This is a genomic window from Variovorax sp. 3319 (genome assembly GCF_031456585.1).
GTDB lineage: Bacteria > Pseudomonadota > Gammaproteobacteria > Burkholderiales > Burkholderiaceae_C > Variovorax > Variovorax paradoxus_P.
The window spans coordinates 133,735-154,437 of the sequence record NZ_JAVDUZ010000007.1; the positions used below are offsets into that span (position 1 = coordinate 133,735).

Below are 20,703 nucleotides of genomic sequence, written 5' to 3' on the forward strand. Positions count from 1 at the left end.
CTCCGTTGCTTGTCTTGAAAATCGGTAGCCGGTCAGTCCCCGCGAAGCGTCTGCCAGAGCTCGCGGTCGCGCTCCGCCGTCCACACCACGGGGTGTTCGATGCCGCGCAGTTCGTCATAGGCTCGCGACACGTCGAAGGGCAGCACATGCTGGAACACGGGCCATGCGCCAAAGCGCGGGGTCATCGCCGCTTCTGCTCGCGCGAAGCAGCCCTTGAGCGTCTCGCCCGCGGCAATGCCGGCCTTCACGCTCTCCAGAAGCGTCCCCAGAAAAGCCTGGGTGAGTCCGATGGCCTCGGCGCAGGCGGCTTCGTCCTGCAGCACGGCGCCGCGGCCCGGTACCAGCACGCGCGGCTTCAATGCGCGCACCGCGTCGAGCGTGCCGGCCCAATCGCCGATATAGGCGTCGCCGGCGTACACGCCGCAGTGGTTCTCGACCACGTCGCCCGAAAAAAGAACGCCGCAGTCGGGAAGCCATGCGACCGTGTCGCCGCTCGAATGGCCCCGGCCCAGCGCCATCAGGCGCAGTTCACGGCCCAGGCCCGGACGTGGGCCGAGCCACAGGCTCATCTCGCGCTCGAAGCTCGTCGTCGGAAAGGTCAGGCCCGGAATTTCCTCTACACCCGCAAAGAGGCGCGGAAACCGCCCGACCTCCGAATCGAAGTCGGCCTGTCCGCGTGTGCGAATCCAGTCGAGCGTGCCGTTGCTCGCGATGATGTTCTGCACCTGGTCGAAGGCGCTCGCGCCCATCACGCGCACTGCGTGATAGTGCGTGAGCACGATGGTCTTTATCGGCTTGTCTGTCACCGTGCGAATGGCGGCGAGAAAGTCTCGGGCCATGCGCGGTGTCGGGCGCGTGTCGATCAGCACCACTTGCTCGTCGCCCACGACGAAGCCGCAGTTCGGATCGAAATCGCTGATGTAGCCGTACACGCCGGGCGCGAGCTCGCGCAACTGCGGTTTCTGCTCTCGCGTGTCGGAGGCAGAGGCGAAGGAGACGTTGGCGTTCATGGGGCTTGGTTGGTGGTGAGGTCTTCGGCCGCCGCGCGAATGCAGGCGAGCAGCACGGCCTGGTCGCCGCACTGGTTGGCCAGCAGCAGGACGAGGCGGGCGTTGAGGTCGGCGCTCTGCGCTTCGCCCAGGCCTTCGTGGGCCGCAAGCAGGGCGGCGTAGAAGCCGTCGGGGTCGGGGATGCGGAGCTCGGTGATCATGCGGTGGTGTTCCGGGCAAGCGCCGTGCGCAGTGCATCGGCAATGGCGGCGGGCGTGGCGTGCGGCAGCGCCGCGGCGCGGTAGGCATCGGGGCGCACGAGCACAAGGCTGCCCACGTCACGCAGGCCGAGGTGGTTCGTGAGCCGGTCGTCGGCTTGCAGTGTCGGCAAGCCGCTGTCGCCGCCGATGGCAAACAGGCGCAGCGGCAACGAGCCCGCCGCTTCCATCGCCGCCTCGGCCTCGGCGCGGGTTGGCGCCAACCAGAAGCCAACGCACTGAGTGCCATCGGCCAGCAACTGCATCAGCGTCGTTTCGCTGCCATCGGCCCAATGCAGCGGCAGGTTCTGCACACTGCGTCCACCTTTGGGCAGCTGTGGCGAGGGCGGATAGTCGTTGGCAACCGACATGCGGCCCGTGTTCACCAAAGCCCTCGCAAACGGATAGCGCGCGGCAAGCGATACCACCGCGCGGCGCAACGTGTGCTCGGCCGGCGAACGCGGCGCGAGGAAGCGAGCCGAGCGGCTCGTCACCCGCAGGTTTTCCTGCGCTGCGGGTTGGCGCTCGGCGTCGTAGCTGTCGAGCAGCGCATCGCTCGCCTGCCCTTGCGCTACGAGCGCCAGCTTCCATCCAAGATTCGCCGCATCCTGGATGCCGCTGTTGCCCCCGCGCGCACCGAACGGGCTCACCACATGCGCCGCATCGCCGATGAAGAACACGCTGCCATGGCGGAAGCTGTCGAGCAGGTGGTCGCGGTAGCCGTAAGGGCCGATCCACACGAATTCGAACTCCACGTCCGGCCCCAGTTGCTCGCGCAGCCGCGCGCCTGCGACCTCGGGCTTGCTGATGTAGCTCGTGTCGCAGTCTTCGGGCATCTGGTAGTCGATGCGCCACACGCCATCGGCCATCAGGTGCTGCCATACGCCGCGACCTTCGTTGAAGGGCGCGTCCACCCATGTCCAGCGCTCGGTCGGCAGCGGCTTCTTGAAGCGCACATCGCTGATGCACCAGCGGTCGGTGCTGCGCGACGAGTGCGCATCGATGCCGAGCTGCGTGCGAATCGGGCTGTTGGCACCGGTGGCGTCTATCAGCCGGTCGGCCTCGATGGTGTAGCGGCCGGCGGGTGTCTCGACCTCGATGCGCACGCCGTCATCCAGTTGCTCGACGCTGGTCACGCGGCTCTTCCAGCGCATGTCGGTCAGGCCGAGTTCGAGGATGCGTTCGACCAGGAACCACTCCACGTAGAACTGCTGCAGGTTGATGAACGGCGGCTGCCTGGAGACGCTGTTCGCCTGGAGGTTGAAGTTGTACACCTCCTGCTCGCCCGAGAAGGTGCGCCCGAAAGACCAGGTGATGCCCTTGGCCGCCATGCGCTCGTACACACCCAGCCGCTCGAAGATTTCGAGGCTCTTTTGCGCGTAGCAGATGCCGCGCGAAGAAGCACCGCGCACACCCACGGTGTCGTCTTCGTCGAGCAGCACGGCGCGCACGCCGCGTTGTGCCAGGTCGCAGGCCAGCGTCAGGCCCGAAGGCCCGGCGCCGACGATCACCAGGGGGTGGCGAACGATTTGACTGCCTTCCAGTTCGGGCGGTGGCGTGAAAGGCCAACTCGGCAGCTCGTAGGCCGGCGCAAATGCAAAGGTTTCCATATCGGTCTACAGCGCGTGGGCGAACTCGGCAATCGCGTCCGCCGCCTTCGGAATCAGTTCGGGCTGCCCCGCCAGGTAGTGGTTGCCGCCCACGATGTCGACATTGCGAATGCGCGCGCCGCCGGCGGCCATCCACGCATCCCGTGTGCTCGGAAAGGTCGACTGGTCGCCCGTGTACGTGAGCAGCAGCTTGGGCACCGTAGTGCGCGCGAGGTTGGTGGGCCCGTCGGCCTGCGAGCGCGAAGACCACTGCGAAAGAAATGCGGTGAGCGAGGTGGTGCGTCCCATTGCGTTGGCCGAGTAGTTCACCTGCCGTGCGTCGCCCCACACGCTGCCCGGCAGCCGGTCGTTGGCATCAAGCGAAAGATCCACGCAGCGCGGGTCGGCATGCGTGCGATAGACAATGAAGGTCTGGTCGCGCGGCGCACCCGGTGTGCCGCGCAGCAGCGCGAGCCGGTCGATGCACCATTGCTCGATGCGATCGAGCCGGGCCTTCTGCGCCTTGCTGAAGCGCTCGAGAAATTCGGGGGTGTAAGGCATGCGGTGGCGCGGGTCGTACATGTCGAGGTCGGGGTCCACCGAAAGCGGATCGTGCTCGTCGGTGACCGAAGGATCGATCCAGTCGCGCATCAGCCGCGTGCGGCCCAGGTGCGCAGCGCACAGCGCAATGCCGTCGACCGGGGGCAGGTCACCGGAGTGCAGGTGCGTGGGGTCGCCGTCCGGAAAATGCGTGGCGGTGAGCTTCTCCGCTTGCGCCTGGTAAAAGCTCGCAAGCGCGGCGCCGCCCGAGTTGCCGACCAGGAAGACTTTCTCGTAGCCGGCCGCGCGCAGGTACTGCACGCCTGCCCCCAGGTCCTGGATGGCGCGCTCCATCAGCAGCACCGTGTCGTTGCCCACGTAGCGCGAGTTCAGCCCCATGCAGCAGATGCCGCGCTCGGCCAGCGGGCCGATGAGGTAGTGGCCCATGAAGTTGCTGGTCGGGTGCATCACGATGGCCGCGATCTTCTTCGGGCCTTGCGGCGCGCGAAAGGCGCCATAGATGCGAGGGCGCAGCATCTGCAGGCCCGACTGGCTCTCCATTGTGGCGCCGGGTTTCACGTCGATGACGGCAAGCTGCAATTCAGGCATTTGCAGTGCCCCTTGCGGCGCGCAGCCCGGCCTTGCGCACGGTCCACGCGTCCAGGTCCGCGCGGGCGCGCAGCGCATGCGCTTCCATCTCGGCCTGCGGCACGGTCGGCGTGGTCAGCTCCACGCGAATGCCATTGGGGTCGAAGAAGTAGATCGATTCGATGATGTGGTGGTCGGTCACGCCCAGCACTTCAACGCCGGCGTTCTCCAGCCGCGCCTTGGCGGCGAGCAGGTCGCTTACCGAATCCACCCGCAGCGCGATGTGGTTCACCCACGCCGGCGTATTGGGCGAGGGCAGCGCCGCCACGTCGTCGCCCAGGTCGAAAAAGGCGATGTACGAGCCGTCGCGCATCTGGAAAAAAATGTGCACGTAGGGGCAGTACTCGCCCGTGCTCGGCACGTGGTCGCTCTTGATGACATGCGCGAGCGGCAGGCCCAGCAGGTCTTCGTAGAAACGGCGGGTTTCCTCGCTGTCGCGGCAGCGCCAGGCAAAGTGATGCAGTCCGCGCACTGGCGGTGCGGGTGGGGGCGCCGTATTGGCGGTGGTCGGCATGGCTTCTTGTCTCCGGTGAGCCGTTATTGGGCGACGCCGCGTCTTATGATGCAATCGAAATTAATTCATCGATTGATGAAATAGATGTATGAATCTGACCTTGCGCCAATTGCGCGCCTTTGCCGCCGTGGCTGAAACCGGGGGCTTCACTGCTGCGGCGCAGCAACTGCATCTCACGCAGTCGGCGCTCAGCGTGCTGGTGCGCGAACTCGAGCGCGAAATGGGCGTGAAGCTGCTCGACCGCCACACCCGGCGCGTGCAGCTTTCCGAAGCGGGCCGTGAGTTCTTGCCCTCCGTGCACCGTTTGCTCGGTGACCTGACGGTCGCGGTGGCGGGCGTGACTGATTTGCGTGACAAGAAGAAAGGAGTGTTGCGCCTTGCAGCGCCCCAACTCATGGCCTGCACGCTGATGCCGCGCGTGATTGCGCTCTATCGCAAGGCCTATCCCGACGTTGACGTTCGCCTTGCCGACACCTTGCCCGAGCACCTGCTCGCCGGTATCGCCGCGGGCGACGCGGAGCTTGCGGTCGGGCAAGACGTGGCCGTCGATGCAGCCATTGAACGCCGCGTGCTGCTGCGCGACAGGCATTGGCTGATCTGCCCGCCAGACCACGCCTTTGCCAAGCGCCGCAAGGTGCGCTGGCACGAGCTCGGGCCATACACCTTCATTGCCCCCACGCGCGACTTTCGCCAGCGCGTGCTGCCCGAGCTTGCTCCGGCGGAGCGCGAATACATGCTGCGTCCGGGCACGCAAGAGGTGTCGTACATGACCACTGCGCTCGGCATGGTGGCTTCGGGCCTGGGCCTTACCGTGTGCCCGACTTATTCCGCGCCGCTGGTGCGTGCCCATGGCCTGCAGATGGTGCGATTGGAGTCGCCCGATTTCCATCGCGAGGTGTGCATCTACAGCGCCGCTCGCCGCACGCTCTCGCCCGCCGCGGCGAGCTTTGTCGAGGTGCTCGAACGCTTCGCCAGGGCGCAGCCGAAGGGCTGACGGAAAGCATCGGAAAGCCGCAAGAAGTGGTGTAGAGCCCTCGCTGGGCGAAACCTACAATGCAAGGCGACTTGTCTTCCACTACACACAGACCCATGAACGTCATTCGATTCACCGACCTCTGCGCGCAGGGCAAGGCCGCCGGCCAGCGCGTCTTCATCCGTGCCGACCTCAACGTGCCGCAGGACGATGCGGGCAACATCACCGAAGACACGCGCATTCGCGCCTCGGTGCCCTGCATCCAGCTGGCGCTCGACGCCGGCGCCGCCGTCATGGTGACCTCGCACCTGGGCCGCCCCACCGAAGGCGCGTTCAAGCCTGAAGACTCACTGGCTCCCGTGGCCAAGCGCCTGGGCGAACTGCTTGGCCGGGACGTGCCGGTGTTGGCCAACTGGGTCGACGGTGTCGAGGTGAAGCCCGGCCAGGTGGTGCTGCTCGAGAACTGCCGCGTCAACAAGGGCGAGAAGAAAAACGACGAGGCGCTGGCCCGCAAGCTCGCCGCGCTCACCGACATCTACGTGAACGACGCGTTCGGCACCGCGCACCGTGCCGAAGCCACCACCTACGGCATTGCGCAGTTTGCCAAGGTGGCTGCGGCCGGCCCGCTGCTTGCCGCCGAGCTCGACGCCATTTCGAAGGCACTGGCCCTGCCCAAGCGGCCGCTCGTGGCCATCGTGGCCGGCTCCAAGGTGAGCACCAAGCTCACCATTCTCAAAAGCCTGTCGGCCAACGTCGACCAGCTGATCGTCGGCGGCGGCATCGCCAACACATTCATGCTTGCGGCCGGCCTCAAGATCGGCAAGTCGCTGGCCGAGCCCGACCTCGTCGACCAGGCCAAGGAAGTGATCGAATCCATGCGCGCACGCGGCGCCGACGTGCCAATTCCGGTGGACGTGGTCACGGCCAAGACCTTTGCGGCCGATGCGCCCGCCACGGTAAAAGACGCAAGCAACGTGGCCGACGACGACCTGATCCTGGACATCGGCCCGAAGACCGCCGAGATCCTTTCGGCGCAACTGCGCGAGGCCGGCACCATCGTCTGGAACGGCCCCGTGGGCGTGTTCGAGTTCGACGCCTTTGCGGGCGGCACCAAAGCCATTGCGCAGGCCATTGCCGAAAGCAGCGCCTTCTCGATTGCCGGCGGCGGCGACACGCTCGCGGCCATTGCCAAGTACGGCATCGAGAAGCAGGTTGGCTACATCTCGACCGGCGGCGGCGCCTTTCTCGAGGTGCTCGAGGGCAAGACCCTGCCGGCCTTCGAAATCCTTGCCAAGCGTGCTGCGGGCTGATTTTTCGCGCCGCGCAGCGGTGTCCACTTCCTGTAGTCACACAAAGTGTATACAGTAGCGGATACAAAATGGAGACAAGCTCAATGATCACGGATCGCCTTCCCCGCCACGCCACCAAGATCGTCGCCACGCTCGGCCCGGCTTCCAACACGCCCGAGCTGCTGGAGCAGATGATCCTGAACAAGGTCAGCGTGGTGCGGCTCAACTTCAGCCATGGCACGGCGCAAGACCACATCGACCGCGCCGCCATGGTGCGCGAAGCCGCCCGCAAGATCGGCCGCGAAGTGGCGATCATGGCCGACCTGCAAGGCCCCAAGATCCGCGTCGGCAAGTTTGCGCAGGGCAAGGTCTGGCTGGAGCCGGGCGCGAAGTTCGTGCTCGACGCCTCGCGCACCGAGCCGGGCGACGCCGACGCCGTCGGCCTCGACTACAAGGACCTGCCGCGCGACGTGCGCCCCGGCGACAGGCTGCTGCTGAACGACGGTCTCATTGTGCTCACGGTCGACGCGGTGCGCGGCGAAGCGGTGCACACCACCGTGAAGCTTGGCGGCGAACTCTCCAACAACAAGGGCATCAACAAGCAGGGCGGCGGGCTCACGGCGCCGGCGCTTACGGCCAAGGACATGGAAGACATCAAGACTGCCATGAGCTTCCAGGCCGACTACGTGGCGGTGAGCTTTCCCAAGAACGCCACCGACATGGAAATGGCGCGCCAGTTGTGCAACGTGGCCGCTGCCGAGTACGGCCACAAGCCCGGACTCATTGCCAAGATCGAGCGCGCCGAGGCAATCCCCAAGCTGGAAGAAATCCTCCGCGCCAGCGACGGCATCATGGTGGCGCGCGGCGACCTGGCCGTTGAAGTCGGCAACGCTGCCGTGCCCGCGCTGCAGAAAAAAATGATCCGCATGGCGCGCGACATGGACAAGGTGGTGATCACCGCAACCCAGATGATGGAGTCGATGATCACCAACCCCGTGCCCACGCGCGCCGAGGTGAGCGACGTGGCCAACGCCGTGCTCGACGGCACCGACGCCGTCATGCTCTCGGCCGAAACCGCCTCGGGCCGCTACCCGCTCGAAACCGTCCAGGAGATGAGCCGCATCTGCGAAGCCGCTGAATCGGCCGAGGACCAGACGCTCGACGCAGACTTCAGCGGCAAGACCTACAGCCGCATCGACCAATCCATTGCCATGGGTGCGCTGTTTACCGCGCACCACCTGGGCGCCAAGGCGATCGTGGCGCTCACCGAATCGGGCTCCACCCCGCTGTGGATGAGCCGCCACCGCGCGCACATTCCGATGTACGCATTGACCTCGCGCCTCGCCACGCAGCGCCGCATGGCGCTCTACCGCAACGTGCGCCCGCTGCTGATGGATTCGGAGAGCGACCGCGACACCGCGCTCGAGCAGGCCGAAGCCCACCTGAAGAAGCGCGGAATCGTGCAGACCGGCGACGTCTATGCGATTACCTGCGGTGAACCGATGGGTGCCCCGGGCGGTACCAACATGCTCAAGATCTGCCGGGCCAGCTGATTGAATTGACTCAGCCGTTCCTGAACAGAAAGCTGTAGGCGTTCAAGGCCGGCACGCCGCCCAGGTGCGCGTACAGCACCTTCGAACCCGCCGGAAATTCGCCCAGCCGCACCTTCTCGATCATTCCGTTCATCGACTTGCCCTCGTACACGGGGTCGGTCAGCATGCCTTCCAGGCGCGCGCAAAGGCGAATCGCTTCCAGCGTGCCTTCATTGGGCAAGCCGTATTCGGGGCCGCCGAAGCGGCGGTCGAGCACCACGTCCTTGTCGGTGATGTCGCGGCCCAACTCGACCAGTTCGGCCGTGCCCTTGGCAATGCGCACGATCTGCTCGAAGGTCTGCTGCGGCTTGGCCGAGGCGTCTATGCCGACCACGCGGTCGGCGCGCCCGTCGGCTGCAAAGCCCACCACCATGCCGGCCTGCGTGCTGCCCGTGACCGAGCAGGTCACGATGTAGTCGAACTTGAAGCCCAGTTCGGCCTCCTGCTGCCGCACCTCCTCCGCAAAGCCCACAAAGCCCAGGCCGCCGCGCGGATGTTCCGAGCAGCCGGCCGGAATCGGAAAGGGCTTGCCGCCCGCCTTGCGCACGTCGGCCATGGCCTCTTCCCAGCTCTTGCGAATGCCGATGTCGAAGCCCGCGCTGTCGAGCCGCACGTCGGCGCCCATGATGCGTGACATCTCGATGTTGCCAACCCGGTCGTACACCGCGTCCGAGTAGTTGACCCAGTTCTCCTGCACCAGCACGCATTTCAGGCCCAGGTGCGCGGCCACTGCGGCCACCTGCCGTGTCTGGTTCGACTGGATGCCGCCAATGGACACCAGCGTGTCGTAGCCGCCCTCGAGCGCCTCGGGAATCAGGTATTCGAGCTTGCGGGTCTTGTTGCCGCCGAAGGCCAGGCCGCTGTTGCAGTCCTCGCGTTTGGCATAGAGCTCGACCTCGCCGCCCAAATGGGCGCTCAGGCGCTTGAGCGGGTGAATCGGCGTGGGGCCGAAGGTGAGTGCGTGGCGGGGAAATTTCTTGAGATTCATCGGTGCTGCTCCAGAGAAGGGGTGACATCGATGGTAGGAAGAAGCTCTCGAAAGGTGCTTGCAAACTCCGATGGAATTACGGCGTAAAAAAAGACAAGATCGAGAGATCGAAGATATTTGATTCGCCAGGACCAAGATGAGCACAACAAAGTTGCGTGCCTCGCCGGCACAGGCGGCCGAGGCGGCAGCGGAGCTGGACCGCACCGATCGCGCCATCCTTCGTGCGCTGCAGCGTGACGCCTCGGTGTCGAACGTGGCGCTGGCCGCCAAGGTCAACCTGAGTGCGCCGGCTTGCCTGCGCCGCGTGGAGCGGCTCAAGGCCGCGGGGCTCATCAAGGGCATCGTGGCGCTGCTCGATGCCGACGCGCTCGAGCTAGGCATGCTGGTGATGATCGGCGTGGTGCTCGACCGTTCCACGCCCGACTCCTTCGCCGACTTTGAAAAGGCCGCGCAAAAGGTGTCGGGCTGCCTCGAATGCCATGTGGTCACGGGCGAGTTCGACTACTTCATGCTCGTGCGCACGCGCGACAACGACAGCTTCAATCGCTTGCATGCGGAGCAACTGCTGTACCTGCCCGGCGTGCGTCAGATCCGGACCTTCGTGGTGCTCAAGCAGGTCATGTCGACCACCCAGTTGCCGATCTGAAGAGCTGATCGCGCAAGCGGCGCTGCGACAGCGGCCTAACCGGCGCTGTAAACCGGAAGGGCTTTTTCTGCGTACCAGCCAGATGACCTTTCCCATGCCCGCGCCGGCGCGCAAGCTTCGCCGCGCCCTCGCCCTGTCTCTGGGGGCCGCTGCCATGGCGGCGCTGCCGGCCTGCTCGCCGCTCAAGCTCATCAATGGGCTCGTGCCCACGGGCACTTACGGGTTCCAGGGCGGCATTGCCTATGCCAAAGAGCCGCGCCAGCGGCTGGACGTGTACCAACCGCTGCCGGCGACGCTGCCTGAGCAGGGCGAGCGCCCGCTGGTGGTGTTCTTCTATGGCGGCGCATGGACCACCGGCGACCGTGCGAGTTACCGCTTTCTGGGCGAAGCGCTCGCCTCGCGGGGTGCTGTGGTGGTGGTGCCCGACTACGGCCTTTCGCCGCGCCATACCTATCCGGTGTTCGTGCGCGACAGCGCGCTGGCGGTCAAATGGGCGCTCGACAATGCCGCCCGGCTCGGCGCAGACCCGAAGCGCGTCTACGTGATGGGCCACAGCTCCGGCGGCTACAACGCCGCCATGGTCGCGCTGGACGAACGCTGGCTGGCCGAGGCCGGCGCCAGTCCGAAGCAGCTGGCCGGCTGGATCGGGCTTGCCGGGCCGTACGACTTCCTGCCGATCGGCGACCCGGACGTGCGTGTCGCGTTCCACTGGCCCGACACCCCGCGCGACTCGCAGCCGATCGCGCATGCGGGCGCCGCCTCGCCTCGAACATTGCTGCTGGCGGCTGCCAAGGACAACCTCGTCTACCCCGAGCCCAACACCCTGCGCATGGCCCGCACGTTGCGCGACGCGGGCGTACCGGTAGAGGTTCATCTGTACGACAACCTGAGCCACGTCACGCTGATGGGCGCGTTTGCCAGGCCGATCCAGTGGCTCGGCGGCCCGGTGCTTCCCCCTGTCATCGATTTCCTCGGATTGCCGTCAGTGCCGTCCCACAAGGGCGCTCGATAGAATTGCGGCAGTTTTCTCTCGTCTTTCCGCCTTCTTTTTCCCCTATTTCCGCGAGGTATTTCCCATGGCACTCGTCTCGATGCGCGAACTGCTGGACCACGCAGCCGCCAACGGCTACGGCATTCCGGCCTTCAACGTCAACAACCTCGAACAGGTCCAGGCCGTGATGGAGGCCGCCAAGGAAACCGGTGCGCCCGTCATCCTGCAAGCCAGCGCCGGCGCCCGCAAATACGCCGGTGAGGCCTTCATCAAGCACCTCATCCAGGCCGCGATCGAGCAGTACCCGAACATTCCGCTGGTGATGCACCAGGACCACGGCCAGAGCCCGGCCATCTGCCAGGGCGCTATCGACCTTGGCTTTTCATCCGTGATGATGGACGGCTCGCTCAAGGAAGACGGCAAGACGCCGGCCTCCTTCGAATACAACGTCGACGTGACGCGCAAGGTCGTGCAGCTGGCCCACAAGGTCGGCGTGACGGTCGAAGGCGAACTGGGCTGCCTGGGTTCGCTCGAAACCGGCCTGGCCGGTGAAGAAGACGGCATTGGCGCCGAAGGCGTGCTCGATCACGCGGCGCTCCTCACCGACCCCGAGGAAGCGGCCCAGTTCGTGAAGGCCACGCAACTCGATGCCCTGGCCATTGCCATCGGCACCAGCCACGGCGCCTACAAGTTCACCCGCAAGCCCACGGGCGACATCCTGTCGATCTCGCGCGTGAAGGAAATCCACGCCCGCCTGCCCAACACCCACCTGGTGATGCACGGCTCGTCGTCGGTGCCGCAAGACCTGCTCGAGATCATCCGCAAGTACGGCGGCAACATGAAGGAAACCTACGGCGTGCCCGTCGAGGAAATCCAGGAAGCCATCAAGTACGGCGTGCGCAAGATCAACATCGACACCGACATTCGCCTGGCAATGACCGGCGCGGTGCGCAAGTTCCTGGCCGAGAACCCCGAGAAGTTCGACGCACGCGAATGGCTCAAGCCGGCGCGCGAAGCCGCCAAGCAGATCTGCAAGCAGCGCTACATCGAGTTCGGCTGCGAAGGCCAGGGCGCCAAGATCAAGGGCGAGACGCTGCAAGTGGTTGCCGCCAAGTACGCCAAGGGCGAGCTCGCGCAAGAAGTGGTCTGAAGAAACTTTTTTCGCGATTCGCAGGCCACCGTTCGCGGTGGCTTTTTTCTGCGCGCACAATCCGTTTTTCCCGTCACCCGTTTCCGTACAGCATCGCCCCATGACCACCGTCCACACCTCCTCCATCCAGAGCCTGCCCCTGCTTGCGCGCGGCAAGGTGCGCGACAACTACGCCGTCGGCGAAGACCGCATCCTGATGGTCGCGAGCGACCGGCTCAGCGCCTTCGACGTGATCATGGGCGAGCCGATTCCGGGCAAGGGCGAAATCCTCACGCAAATGGCCCTGTGGTGGTTCGAACGGCTCGGCCAGCTGTGCCCCAACCACCTGACGGGCGAGGCGCCCGAGAGCGTGGTTACCGCCGACGAGGTGCCGCAGGTCACCGGGCGTTCGATGCTCGTCAAGCGCCTGAAGCCGATTCCGGTCGAGGCCGTGGTGCGCGGCTACCTGGCCGGCAGCGGCTGGAAGGAATACCAGGAAAGCCGCTCTGTGTGCGGCGTGCCCCTGCCCGAAGGGCTCACTAACGCGAGCAAGCTGCCGCGCCCGATCTTCACGCCCGCCGCCAAGGCAGCGGCCGGCGAGCATGACGAGAACATCAGCTACGACCGCGTGGTCGAGATCGTCGGCCCCAAGCTGGCGCAGCAAATCCGCGAAACCAGCCTCGAGATCTACGAGACCGCCGCGCAGATCGCTCTTACCAAGGGAATGATCATCGCCGACACCAAGTTCGAATTTGGCCTGGACGAGGCCGGCACGCTGGTGCTGATGGACGAAGTGCTCACGCCCGACAGTTCGCGCTACTGGCCGGTCGAGGGCTACCAGGCCGCGCTGGCGGCCGGCACCAATCCGCCGAGCTACGACAAGCAGTTTGTGCGCGACTGGCTCGAGGCCACCAAGATCAACGGCAAGCCCTGGGACAAGACGCCGCCCGCGCCGCGCCTGCCGGCCGAAGTCATTGAGAAAACTGCGGCCAAGTACCGCGAAGCGCTGGAGCGGCTCACCGGCTGAACTGGCTGGTCAGCGGCCGCCTGAACTCAGCGTGGCCACTGTCCGCCCGCTTGCATCGAGCAGCGCCAGCCGCCCGGGGCCGGCCAGCCTATAGCTGGCGGTGGTCTGCAGCGCAGAGATGAATTGCGCTTCGTTGGCGCCGCGCACCGGGTCGGTGCAGGCCATGCGGGTAGAGGCCAGTTGGCCGATGGTCAGGGCGCTGCCGCTGCGCGTGAACGATCCCGACACGCGGTTGCAGCCGCCCGAGCCGCTGACGCGGCCGCTGCTGCGGTCGAACTGAATTTGCGCGTCGCCGCCGGGCGCCACGGGCTCGTTGCCCAGCTGCGCGAGGCGCCACACCGGCCCCTCGATCGGCTCGTCCAGGCTGATGCCGCTGCCGCAACCGGACAGCGCGGCCCCGAGGATGACGGTCGCAAAAACGGAGAGCGCGAGGCGGGCTCGGTGGCGGGCAAGGAAACGCATGGCCGGATTTTCCTTCTCAATTGCAACAAGTTGAATCGCCGCCAATCGTATTCGACGGCGCCCGGGCCCGCCAATGCCGCGCCTTGTCAGCCCCGCTCAGAACCCGTTGCACAAAAAAAAGCGACCCGAAGATCGCTTTTCATGCGGTTGCGCACATCCATGCGCACATCCATGCGCAATCGGCGGTCAGCTCAATACAACGCTGCTGAGCCGGCGGCGATACGTGGCCACCACCGGATCGTCCGGCGGAATCTGCCCGTCGGCCACCTTTACCTTCGGCGGCTCGATGAGGTCGAGGATTGCGATGTACGTCTTGCGCGCGAGTTCTTCGTTCCAGCTCTTGTCGCGCATCAGTATTTCGAGCAGTTCGTCCATGGCGTCGGTCCAGCGCTGCTCGGCCATCAATAGGCGGGCACGGCCAAACCGCGCGTCGAAGTCGCGCTTGCCTGCGGCGATCTTGCTGTCGAATTCGGCGAGCGACGGTGCGGCGCCAGAGGCCGGCGCCGCAAAATCGATGGCGTCCATCCAGCGCTGCAGCGAATCGAAGCGGCGCACCAGCGTGGTCTTGGCGATGACAGGCGCAAAAGCCACCTTGGCGTCGTCGATGCGGCCCTGTTGCAGCAGCAGCTTGATGTAGTCGAAGCGCGCATCGTCGTTGGCCGGGTCGGTAGCCACCGCATGCTGCAGCCGCTCGAGCGCGCCCTCGGTGTCGCCTTCGGCCAGCGCTTCCTGTGCTGCGGCTTCCTCGGAGGCTGCCTCGACCTCTTCGGCGCCGGGCACGTGCTTGTCCAGGAACTCGCGGATCTTGTCGGCCGGAATGGCGCCGACGAAGCCGTCGACCGGCTGGCCGTCCTTGAACATCACGCAGAACGGAATGCTGCGCACGCCGAACATCTCCGAGAGCTGCGACGAAATCTGCGGCACCTTGTCGGCGTCGAGCTTGGCCAGCGTGAAGCGGCCGGCGTACTCGGTTTCGAGCTTTTCGAGCACCGGGCCGAGCTGTTTGCACGGGCCGCACCATTCGGCCCAGATGTCCAGCAGCACCGGCGTGGCGACCGAGCCTTCGATCAGTTCGGCCTGAAAATTTTCGAGAGTGATGTCGATCATCGGAACCAGCTGGGGGTGAAACGTAAAATTGAAACCATGAACGAAACCATTCAGGTCGGTGTAGTGATGGGCTCGAGCTCCGATTGGGAGACGATGCGCAACGCGGTCGAGATTCTCCAGCAATTCGGAATCAAGCACGAAGCGAAGGTGGTCTCGGCCCACCGGATGCCCGATGCGCTCTTTGCGTACGCCGAAAGCGCCGCTGGGCGCGGGCTCACCGCAATCATCGCGGGCGCGGGCGGCGCGGCCCACTTGCCCGGCATGCTGGCCTCCAAGACCACCGTGCCCGTGCTGGGCGTGCCAGTGGCCAGCCGGCACCTGCAGGGGGTGGATTCGCTCTACAGCATCGTGCAGATGCCCAAGGGTGTTCCGGTGGCGACTTTTGCCATTGGCAATGCGGGCGCCGCCAACGCGGCGCTTTTCGCGGTGGCGATGCTGGCGGTAAACGACCCGGCGCTGCGAGCCCGGCTCGACGCCTTCCGCACCGCGCAAACCGCTGCGGCCGAGGCCATGGCGTTGCCGCCGCCCGCGGCTGCCGACGCGGGCGCTGTTTCGCCTGTCTCGCCTTTTTCGCCGCAAGGCGGGGGTGCACTGTGAGCAAGAACGACCTTCCGATTCTTCCGGGCGCCACGCTGGGCGTGCTCGGCGGCGGCCAACTGGGCCGCATGTTCGCCCATGCCGCCCAGCGCATGGGCTATTTCACGGCGGTGCTCGACCCTGACGCCGACAGCCCGGCGGGCCGCGTGAGCCACCACCACATTCATACCGACTACGCCGACGTGGACGGCCTGGCACGCCTCGCGGGCCTGGCCGATGCGGTAACGACCGAGTTCGAGAACGTGCCCGCGCCGTCGCTCGACAAGCTGTCCGTGGCCCGGCCGGTGGCGCCCGATGCCGCCGCCATTGCCATCGCGCAGGACCGCATCGCCGAAAAAGCCCATTTCACCCGCTGCGGCGTGGCCTGCGCGCCGTATGCAGTCATCGAAACCGCGGCGCAGCTGGCAGCCGGTGAGGACGGGCTCCTGCCCGGCATTCTCAAGACCGCCCGCCTCGGCTACGACGGCAAGGGCCAGCAGCGCGTGTCGACGCGGGCCGAGCTGATCGATGCTTGGCAGGCCGCGGGCTGCGTGCCCTGCGTGCTCGAAAAGATGTTGCCGCTCGAATTCGAATGCTCGGTGATCGTGGCGCGTGGCCGCGACGGGCAGATGGTGCACTTTCCGCCCCAGCGCAACCTGCATCGCGACGGCATCCTGGCCGTGACCGAGGTGCATGCGCAGAACATGCCCAAGACCGTGGCCCAGGCAGCCATCAACTCGGCGAAGAGCATTGCGGTGGGGCTCAACTACGTGGGCGTGCTGTGCGTCGAGTTCTTCGCGCTGGCCGACGGCTCGCTGGTGGTGAACGAAATGGCGCCCCGCCCGCACAACAGCGGCCACTACACCATGGAAGCCTGCGACGTGTCGCAGTTCGAACTGCAGGTGCGCACCCTTGCCGGCTTGCCGCTGGCGGCACCGCGCCAGCACAGCCCCGCGATCATGCTGAACCTGCTCGGCGACCTGTGGTTCACCGCCGAAGGTGGCGACAAGCCGGTGACGCCGCGCTGGAGCGACGTGCTCGCGTTGCCCGGCGCACACCTGCACCTCTACGGCAAGGTCGAACCGCGCCGCGGCCGCAAGATGGGCCACCTTACCTTCACCGGCGCCACGCTCGAGGGCGTGCGCGCCGCGGCTTCGCAAGCCGCCATCCTGCTCGGCCTGCCGGCGCTCACGGCGGCCGACTTCGCATGATTCTCGACGGCCAGTCTCCCCAGGCCATTGCCGAGGCCGCGCGCGTTCTGCGCGCGGGCGGGCTGGTCGCGTTCCCGACCGAAACCGTCTACGGGCTGGGCGCCGATGCCACCAGCGACATGGCGGTGGCCGGCATCTTCAAGGCCAAGGGGAGGCCTTCGGACCATCCGTTGATCGTGCATGTGGCGGCCGGCATCAAGGGCACCGAGGCGCTGTCGCGCTTTGCGCAGCCGCTTCCGCCTTTCGCGCAAAAACTGGTGCAGGCCTTCTGGCCCGGCCCATTGACGCTGATCGTCACGCGCCAACCCGGGGTTGCCGCAGCGGCAGCCGGCGGGCAGGACACCATCGGCCTGCGCTGCCCCTCGCATCCGGTGGCGCAGGCGCTGCTCGAAGCCTGTGCCGAGCAGGGCGTGCCCGGCCTTGCGGGGCCCAGTGCCAACCGGTTCGGCCGCGTGAGCCCGACCACGGCGCAGCATGTGTTCGACGAGTTCGGCGAATCGCTGCCGGTGGTCGACGGCGGCGCCTGCGAGGTGGGCATCGAATCCACCATCATCGACTGCAGCCGCGGCGCGCCCGTGCTGCTGCGGCCGGGCCTGATCACGCGCGCGCAGGTCGAGGCGGCGCTGGGCGAGCGCTTGAGCGACCGCGAGGTGCTCGAAACGCCGGACCCGCGTGCCCCGGGCACGCTGGAGGCGCACTACGCCCCCAATGCCAAGCTGCGGTTGATGGACGCCAGGGCCATCCAGACCGGGCTCGACGTGCTCGGTGCGGGCGCGGCGAACATCGCGGTTTGGACGCGCGCCGGGGTGCGCAGCCATTCGCAGCGTGTGCTGCAGCGGCGAATGCCCGACGATGCCGCGGCCAGCGCGCACCAGCTGTTCGCGGTGCTGCGCGAATTCGACGCGCAGGGCGTCAAGCTGATCTGGGTCGAGACGCCGCCGGACACCCCTGAATGGGAAGGGGTGCGAGACCGCCTCCAACGAGCTTCAATGGGCTGACCCTCAAGGGTCAGCCGCCGGCTGCCAGCACGCCTTGGAAGAAGCCGCGCGCCGAAGCCAGGCAGAAAGGCGGCGCCAGCGTGCCGTGATAGGCCAGCGTGACCGCCCGCGCCTTGTCGGAGTCGCTGCCCGAAGTGTTCTGCGCCAGGGTGCTCTTGGCCTGCGCAAACCCGGCCCGCGCGGCGGAATAGGCGTCGGTGGTGGCGTTGTCTTCCAGGTCGACAACGGTCAGCGCTGCGGCCGGCATGCCGCGGGCGCGGAAGTACCCTGCGGTGGCACGGGTGCTCAGGAAGTTCACGGTCGGATCATTGGCTCCGCCGCACATGAGCACCGGCCGGGTGGGCAGCCAGTTGCGCAGGTCGTTGGCGCGCGCGGCCTTTCTGAAGCCCACGGCCGGCCGGCAATCGAGCGGCGAGGTCGTGCTGAGCGAACCGGCCGTAGGAGGCAGCGCATTGCCGGGGCAGGGATTGGCCTGGATGTCGCTGGCCGCTTGCGTCAGGTAGCTCTGGCGAATCAGGTTGTTGGCGCCGTAGAAGATCGACAGGTCGGGGCTCACCGGCCCCGGCGTGGCGCCTGCCGGAAAGAGTGCCAGCTGAGGCAGTTTTCCATTGGCAAAAAGCGTGGTGATCGGCGTCAGGCTCGGCAGCAGGGTGTCGATGCCGGCGGCGTACTGCGACTCATAGATGTCGCCGGTATTGCCGTACACGTCGCCGAACTGCTGTTGCCAGCTGGCCGAGAGCAGCGGCACGAAGAGCGTGCTGCCCAGCGCCGGCCAGCCCTCGAAGGTGTAGTCCGCCAGCAGGCCGATGGCCGACGGCGCAGAAAGCGGCGCCGACGCGGTCACCGGCTTGCCCGTGGCCTGCATCTCGCGGTGCGCCGCCATGGCCACGTAGCCGCCCTGCGAATAGCCGGTGATCAGCAGCGAGCCCGCATCGGTCGCGTTGATATCCGAAAAGGTCTTGCGCGCCGCGGTGAGCGCATCGACCATGTCCTTGCCCTGCTGGTCGCCGTTCAGGTACGGGTGATAGGGCAGCGTCGACTTGTCGTAGCCTGCGTAGTTGGGCGCCACCACGATATAGCCTTGCGCAGCGAACATGGCGGCAACCGTAAGGCCCTCGCCGGCTGCGGGCTGGCCGGCCTCGGTCCACTTGGCAATGTTGAAGTTGCGCGCGGCGGTGGTGCCGTGGGCATACAGAACCACCGGCCGTGCGCCGCTGCAGGCCACGTCCGAGCCGGTCGGCACCATGACCGCGGCCGTGGCGTTGGTGGCTTCGTTCTTGCCGCCGATCGTCCGGTATTCGAGGTAGCGCGTCTCAATGCCGCATTTGGGCGTGCCGGTCACCTGGAGCAGCGCCCTGCCGGAAGCATCGGCCTCGAGCAGCGACTTGAACTGGTCCGCGGTCAGCTTGGACGCCTGCTCCGGCGGGGTCGTCACGACCGAACCCCGGCCTGTGTCCGATGCGGGCGGCGGAAAACCGATTCCGATACCCCCGCCGCCTCCGCCACCACCACCTCCGCCACAGGCTGCCAGCAGCAGCACGGCGCCGGCGAGTGCCGCCGATGCAGCCTTCTTGTGAGCTGAGGCGCGGGATGGTTGTTGCGGTGTCTTCAAGGCAAATCTCCTGTGTGCTCCGGTGTGCACGGGTGTCGAGCCGAACGGGCGTTCGATTCTGTGCAGCGCCCCGGCCGCGCGCAAGCGGCTATTACCTACAGAAGTTTTCAGTACACCGGGCAGACGACCAGCGCCTAGTTGTCCTGGTACGCCCAGTCGACCAGCGCGTCGAACGCGGCGCGCGCCGCGCCCGCGTTCTCGCCGTTGGCAATGGCCACCAGCACGTAGCGGCGGCCGCTCGCGCCGTGCACATAGCCGGCCACGCCCGACGAATCGCGCAGCGTGCCGGTCTTCAGGTGGGCTGCGCCGCCCGAGCGCAGCGCGCGCCGCTTGAGCGTGCCGTCCACCCCCGAGGCCGGCAGCGACGACACCAGCTCCGGCATGACCGGCGAGCGCCAGGCCACTTGCAGCATCTTGCCGAGCGCTGCGGCGCTGATGCGCTCTTCACGCGAAAGGCCCGAGCCGTTGTCGAACACCGGCTGCGCCTCGCCCGTGCCGATGCGATCGCGCCACCACTGGCCCAGCGCATTGCGCGAAGCCTCGAACGTGCCGCGGTTCTTTTGCGTGAGGCCCAAGGTGAGGAACACCTGCTGCGCCATCACGTTGTTGCTGTATTTGTTGATGTCGCGAACCACTTCCGCGAGCGGCGGCGAGGCAAATTCGAACACCGGCTTCAGGCCCGGCGGCACCCGGCCGTCGCGCATCTGCCCGCCGACGCGGCCGCCCATTTCAGCCCACATGCCGCCGACGGCGCGGAGACCGTAGGTGCGCGGATCGGCATAGGCCACGGCCCAGCTCTTCTCGCCGCAGGCTGCCGGAAGACCGCCGTTGAAGCGGATGCGGTTCGGGTCGCTGAAGTCCGGCCTGATTGCCGTGCGCCAGTCGCCGCATTCGCCCGGCGCCATCGCTATGGTGGGCTGCATCGAAACACTGGCAAGCGGGGGCTCGTAGTTGATGCGCGCCAACTGCCCCCCGCGCTCGGGCGTGAAGGTCATGTTGACCGACTTGAAGTTGACCAGCAGCGCGTCGGGCGAGGCGTTGTAGGGCCGCAGCGGCTCGCCGTCGAACGCGGCGGGGTCGTTCTCGGCGGTGTTCTCGAACGTGCTGCGGTCCAGCACGATATCGCCGCTCACGGTGTTGATGCCCAGGCCCTGCACGCGTCGCAGCAGCAGCCACACCCGTTCGAGCACCAGCTTGGGATCGCCCTGGCCCTTGATGTACAGGTTGCCGTTGAGCACGCCGTTGCTCACCGTACCGTCGAGGTAGACCGGCGTGCTCCAGCTGTAGGCCGGGCCGAGCAGGTCGAGCGCGGCGTAGGTGGTTACCACCTTCATGATCGATGCAGGGTTCACCGGCACCTGCGAGCGCCACGCCAGGCGCGGCGGGCGCAGGCCGTCGGCATCGGCCACCAGCATGGTGACCGAATCGCGCGGTACCTTGGCCCGCGCGAGGGCGGTCTCTACCTCTGTTGGAAAGGCTTGCTGCGCATCGGCGCCCGAGGCAAAGAGCGTGGCAAGGGTCAGTGCGCAAACGGGCCGGAGAAAGGAGAGACGACGAAGAACCAT

Annotated in this window: 20 protein-coding genes; 10 read left to right on the forward strand and 10 right to left on the reverse strand. The window is 66.7% G+C overall.

The features are described 5' to 3' along the window. Positions 1-32 precede the first annotated feature (32 nt). Genes J2X67_RS15635 through J2X67_RS15655 form a run of 5 tightly spaced genes read right to left on the reverse strand, consistent with a single transcriptional unit; the run spans position 33 to position 4,537 of the window. Positions 33-1,010 carry an MBL fold metallo-hydrolase gene (locus J2X67_RS15635; RefSeq protein ID WP_309954202.1) on the reverse strand — a complete coding sequence of 326 codons (978 nt, stop codon included), beginning with the start codon at positions 1,008-1,010 and terminating at the stop codon, positions 33-35. Continuing rightward, entirely contained in the window at positions 1,007-1,210 is a 204-nt protein-coding gene (locus tag J2X67_RS15640) for a DUF2783 domain-containing protein (protein ID WP_309954203.1), read from the reverse strand. Before J2X67_RS15640 ends, J2X67_RS15635 begins: the two co-directional genes overlap by 4 nt. Continuing rightward, entirely contained in the window at positions 1,207-2,856 is a 1,650-nt protein-coding gene (locus tag J2X67_RS15645; RefSeq protein ID WP_309954204.1) for an FAD-dependent monooxygenase, read from the reverse strand. Before J2X67_RS15645 ends, J2X67_RS15640 begins: the two co-directional genes overlap by 4 nt. A gap of 6 nt (positions 2,857-2,862) precedes the next feature. Beyond that, positions 2,863-3,984 (reverse strand): alpha/beta hydrolase, encoded by a 1,122-nt coding sequence (locus tag J2X67_RS15650; RefSeq protein ID WP_309954205.1) that lies wholly within the window; start codon positions 3,982-3,984, stop codon positions 2,863-2,865. Beyond that, positions 3,977-4,537, reverse strand: a complete 561-nt coding sequence (locus J2X67_RS15655) for a VOC family protein (RefSeq protein WP_309954206.1) — start codon at positions 4,535-4,537, stop codon at positions 3,977-3,979. Before J2X67_RS15655 ends, J2X67_RS15650 begins: the two co-directional genes overlap by 8 nt. Positions 4,538-4,625: 88 nt before the next feature. Here J2X67_RS15655 and J2X67_RS15660 point away from each other — a divergent pair, with 88 nt between their 5' ends. The 3 genes from J2X67_RS15660 (at position 4,626) to pyk (ending at position 8,352) form a co-directional block, all read left to right on the forward strand. Further along, on the forward strand, positions 4,626-5,531 hold the full coding sequence (locus J2X67_RS15660; RefSeq protein ID WP_309954207.1) for a LysR family transcriptional regulator: 906 nt from the start codon (positions 4,626-4,628) through the stop codon (positions 5,529-5,531). A 95-nt stretch (positions 5,532-5,626) separates the two neighbouring features. Then, positions 5,627-6,820 (forward strand): phosphoglycerate kinase, encoded by a 1,194-nt coding sequence (locus J2X67_RS15665; RefSeq protein WP_309954208.1) that lies wholly within the window; start codon positions 5,627-5,629, stop codon positions 6,818-6,820. Between the two features lie 83 nt (positions 6,821-6,903). Continuing rightward, positions 6,904-8,352, forward strand: coding sequence for a pyruvate kinase (gene pyk / locus J2X67_RS15670; RefSeq protein WP_281147248.1), 1,449 nt, complete (start codon positions 6,904-6,906; stop codon positions 8,350-8,352). 10 nt (positions 8,353-8,362) lie between these two features. Here the strand turns inward: pyk and J2X67_RS15675 are convergent, their stop codons facing one another. Further along, on the reverse strand, positions 8,363-9,379 hold the full coding sequence (locus J2X67_RS15675; RefSeq protein ID WP_309954209.1) for a 1-aminocyclopropane-1-carboxylate deaminase: 1,017 nt from the start codon (positions 9,377-9,379) through the stop codon (positions 8,363-8,365). 136 nt (positions 9,380-9,515) lie between these two features. Between J2X67_RS15675 and J2X67_RS15680 the strand changes: the two genes are divergently transcribed. The 4 genes from J2X67_RS15680 to J2X67_RS15695 all read left to right on the forward strand — a co-directional run bounded on the left by J2X67_RS15680 (position 9,516) and on the right by J2X67_RS15695 (position 13,172). After that, entirely contained in the window at positions 9,516-10,025 is a 510-nt protein-coding gene (locus tag J2X67_RS15680) for an Lrp/AsnC family transcriptional regulator (RefSeq protein ID WP_309954210.1), read from the forward strand. Positions 10,026-10,107: 82 nt separating this feature from the next. Next, complete coding sequence (locus J2X67_RS15685; protein ID WP_309954211.1) at positions 10,108-11,037, forward strand: alpha/beta hydrolase; 930 nt, start codon at positions 10,108-10,110, stop codon at positions 11,035-11,037. Positions 11,038-11,101: 64 nt separating this feature from the next. Beyond that, positions 11,102-12,166: a class II fructose-bisphosphate aldolase gene (gene fba, locus J2X67_RS15690; RefSeq protein WP_309954212.1), complete on the forward strand. Its 1,065-nt coding sequence runs from the start codon at positions 11,102-11,104 to the stop codon at positions 12,164-12,166. Between the two features lie 100 nt (positions 12,167-12,266). Further along, positions 12,267-13,172 (forward strand): phosphoribosylaminoimidazolesuccinocarboxamide synthase, encoded by a 906-nt coding sequence (locus J2X67_RS15695; protein WP_309954213.1) that lies wholly within the window; start codon positions 12,267-12,269, stop codon positions 13,170-13,172. Between the two features lie 9 nt (positions 13,173-13,181). Here the strand turns inward: J2X67_RS15695 and J2X67_RS15700 are convergent, their stop codons facing one another. Then, positions 13,182-13,634 (reverse strand): META domain-containing protein, encoded by a 453-nt coding sequence (locus tag J2X67_RS15700; RefSeq protein ID WP_309954214.1) that lies wholly within the window; start codon positions 13,632-13,634, stop codon positions 13,182-13,184. A gap of 186 nt (positions 13,635-13,820) precedes the next feature. Further along, positions 13,821-14,741 carry a tetratricopeptide repeat protein gene (locus J2X67_RS15705; RefSeq protein ID WP_309954215.1) on the reverse strand — a complete coding sequence of 307 codons (921 nt, stop codon included), beginning with the start codon at positions 14,739-14,741 and terminating at the stop codon, positions 13,821-13,823. A gap of 36 nt (positions 14,742-14,777) precedes the next feature. Between J2X67_RS15705 and purE the strand changes: the two genes are divergently transcribed. From purE to J2X67_RS15720, 3 genes are read left to right on the forward strand one after another with little or no spacing between them, the layout of a single operon-like run. Continuing rightward, positions 14,778-15,338 (forward strand): 5-(carboxyamino)imidazole ribonucleotide mutase, encoded by a 561-nt coding sequence (gene purE / locus J2X67_RS15710; protein ID WP_309954216.1) that lies wholly within the window; start codon positions 14,778-14,780, stop codon positions 15,336-15,338. Beyond that, on the forward strand, positions 15,335-16,528 hold the full coding sequence (locus tag J2X67_RS15715) for a 5-(carboxyamino)imidazole ribonucleotide synthase (RefSeq protein ID WP_309954217.1): 1,194 nt from the start codon (positions 15,335-15,337) through the stop codon (positions 16,526-16,528). Before purE ends, J2X67_RS15715 begins: the two co-directional genes overlap by 4 nt. Then, positions 16,525-17,526, forward strand: a complete 1,002-nt coding sequence (locus J2X67_RS15720; protein ID WP_309954218.1) for an L-threonylcarbamoyladenylate synthase — start codon at positions 16,525-16,527, stop codon at positions 17,524-17,526. The genes J2X67_RS15715 and J2X67_RS15720 overlap by 4 nt, the downstream gene beginning before the upstream one ends. 10 nt (positions 17,527-17,536) lie before the next feature. Here the strand turns inward: J2X67_RS15720 and J2X67_RS15725 are convergent, their stop codons facing one another. Together J2X67_RS15725 and dacB are read right to left on the reverse strand one after the other, a co-directional pair. Further along, positions 17,537-19,138 (reverse strand): prolyl oligopeptidase family serine peptidase, encoded by a 1,602-nt coding sequence (locus tag J2X67_RS15725; protein ID WP_309954219.1) that lies wholly within the window; start codon positions 19,136-19,138, stop codon positions 17,537-17,539. A 134-nt stretch (positions 19,139-19,272) separates the two neighbouring features. After that, positions 19,273-20,703, reverse strand: coding sequence for a D-alanyl-D-alanine carboxypeptidase/D-alanyl-D-alanine-endopeptidase (gene dacB / locus J2X67_RS15730; RefSeq protein WP_309954220.1), 1,431 nt, complete (start codon positions 20,701-20,703; stop codon positions 19,273-19,275).

Coding starts and splice junctions, on each gene's coding strand:
- J2X67_RS15645 (WP_309954204.1), bottom strand. CDS start 2,856: ATGGAAACCTTTGCATTTGCGCCGGCCTACGAGCTGCCGAGTTGGCCT.
- fba (WP_309954212.1), top strand. CDS start 11,102: ATGGCACTCGTCTCGATGCGCGAACTGCTGGACCACGCAGCCGCCAAC.
- J2X67_RS15695 (WP_309954213.1), top strand. CDS start 12,267: ATGACCACCGTCCACACCTCCTCCATCCAGAGCCTGCCCCTGCTTGCG.
- J2X67_RS15635 (WP_309954202.1), bottom strand. CDS start 1,010: ATGAACGCCAACGTCTCCTTCGCCTCTGCCTCCGACACGCGAGAGCAG.
- J2X67_RS15720 (WP_309954218.1), top strand. CDS start 16,525: ATGATTCTCGACGGCCAGTCTCCCCAGGCCATTGCCGAGGCCGCGCGC.
- dacB (WP_309954220.1), bottom strand. CDS start 20,703: ATGGTTCTTCGTCGTCTCTCCTTTCTCCGGCCCGTTTGCGCACTGACC.
- J2X67_RS15685 (WP_309954211.1), top strand. CDS start 10,108: ATGACCTTTCCCATGCCCGCGCCGGCGCGCAAGCTTCGCCGCGCCCTC.
- J2X67_RS15640 (WP_309954203.1), bottom strand. CDS start 1,210: ATGATCACCGAGCTCCGCATCCCCGACCCCGACGGCTTCTACGCCGCC.
- J2X67_RS15665 (WP_309954208.1), top strand. CDS start 5,627: ATGAACGTCATTCGATTCACCGACCTCTGCGCGCAGGGCAAGGCCGCC.
- J2X67_RS15650 (WP_309954205.1), bottom strand. CDS start 3,984: ATGCCTGAATTGCAGCTTGCCGTCATCGACGTGAAACCCGGCGCCACA.
- J2X67_RS15705 (WP_309954215.1), bottom strand. CDS start 14,741: ATGATCGACATCACTCTCGAAAATTTTCAGGCCGAACTGATCGAAGGC.
- purE (WP_309954216.1), top strand. CDS start 14,778: ATGAACGAAACCATTCAGGTCGGTGTAGTGATGGGCTCGAGCTCCGAT.
- J2X67_RS15675 (WP_309954209.1), bottom strand. CDS start 9,379: ATGAATCTCAAGAAATTTCCCCGCCACGCACTCACCTTCGGCCCCACG.
- J2X67_RS15655 (WP_309954206.1), bottom strand. CDS start 4,537: ATGCCGACCACCGCCAATACGGCGCCCCCACCCGCACCGCCAGTGCGC.
- J2X67_RS15680 (WP_309954210.1), top strand. CDS start 9,516: ATGAGCACAACAAAGTTGCGTGCCTCGCCGGCACAGGCGGCCGAGGCG.
- J2X67_RS15660 (WP_309954207.1), top strand. CDS start 4,626: ATGAATCTGACCTTGCGCCAATTGCGCGCCTTTGCCGCCGTGGCTGAA.
- pyk (WP_281147248.1), top strand. CDS start 6,904: ATGATCACGGATCGCCTTCCCCGCCACGCCACCAAGATCGTCGCCACG.
- J2X67_RS15700 (WP_309954214.1), bottom strand. CDS start 13,634: ATGCGTTTCCTTGCCCGCCACCGAGCCCGCCTCGCGCTCTCCGTTTTT.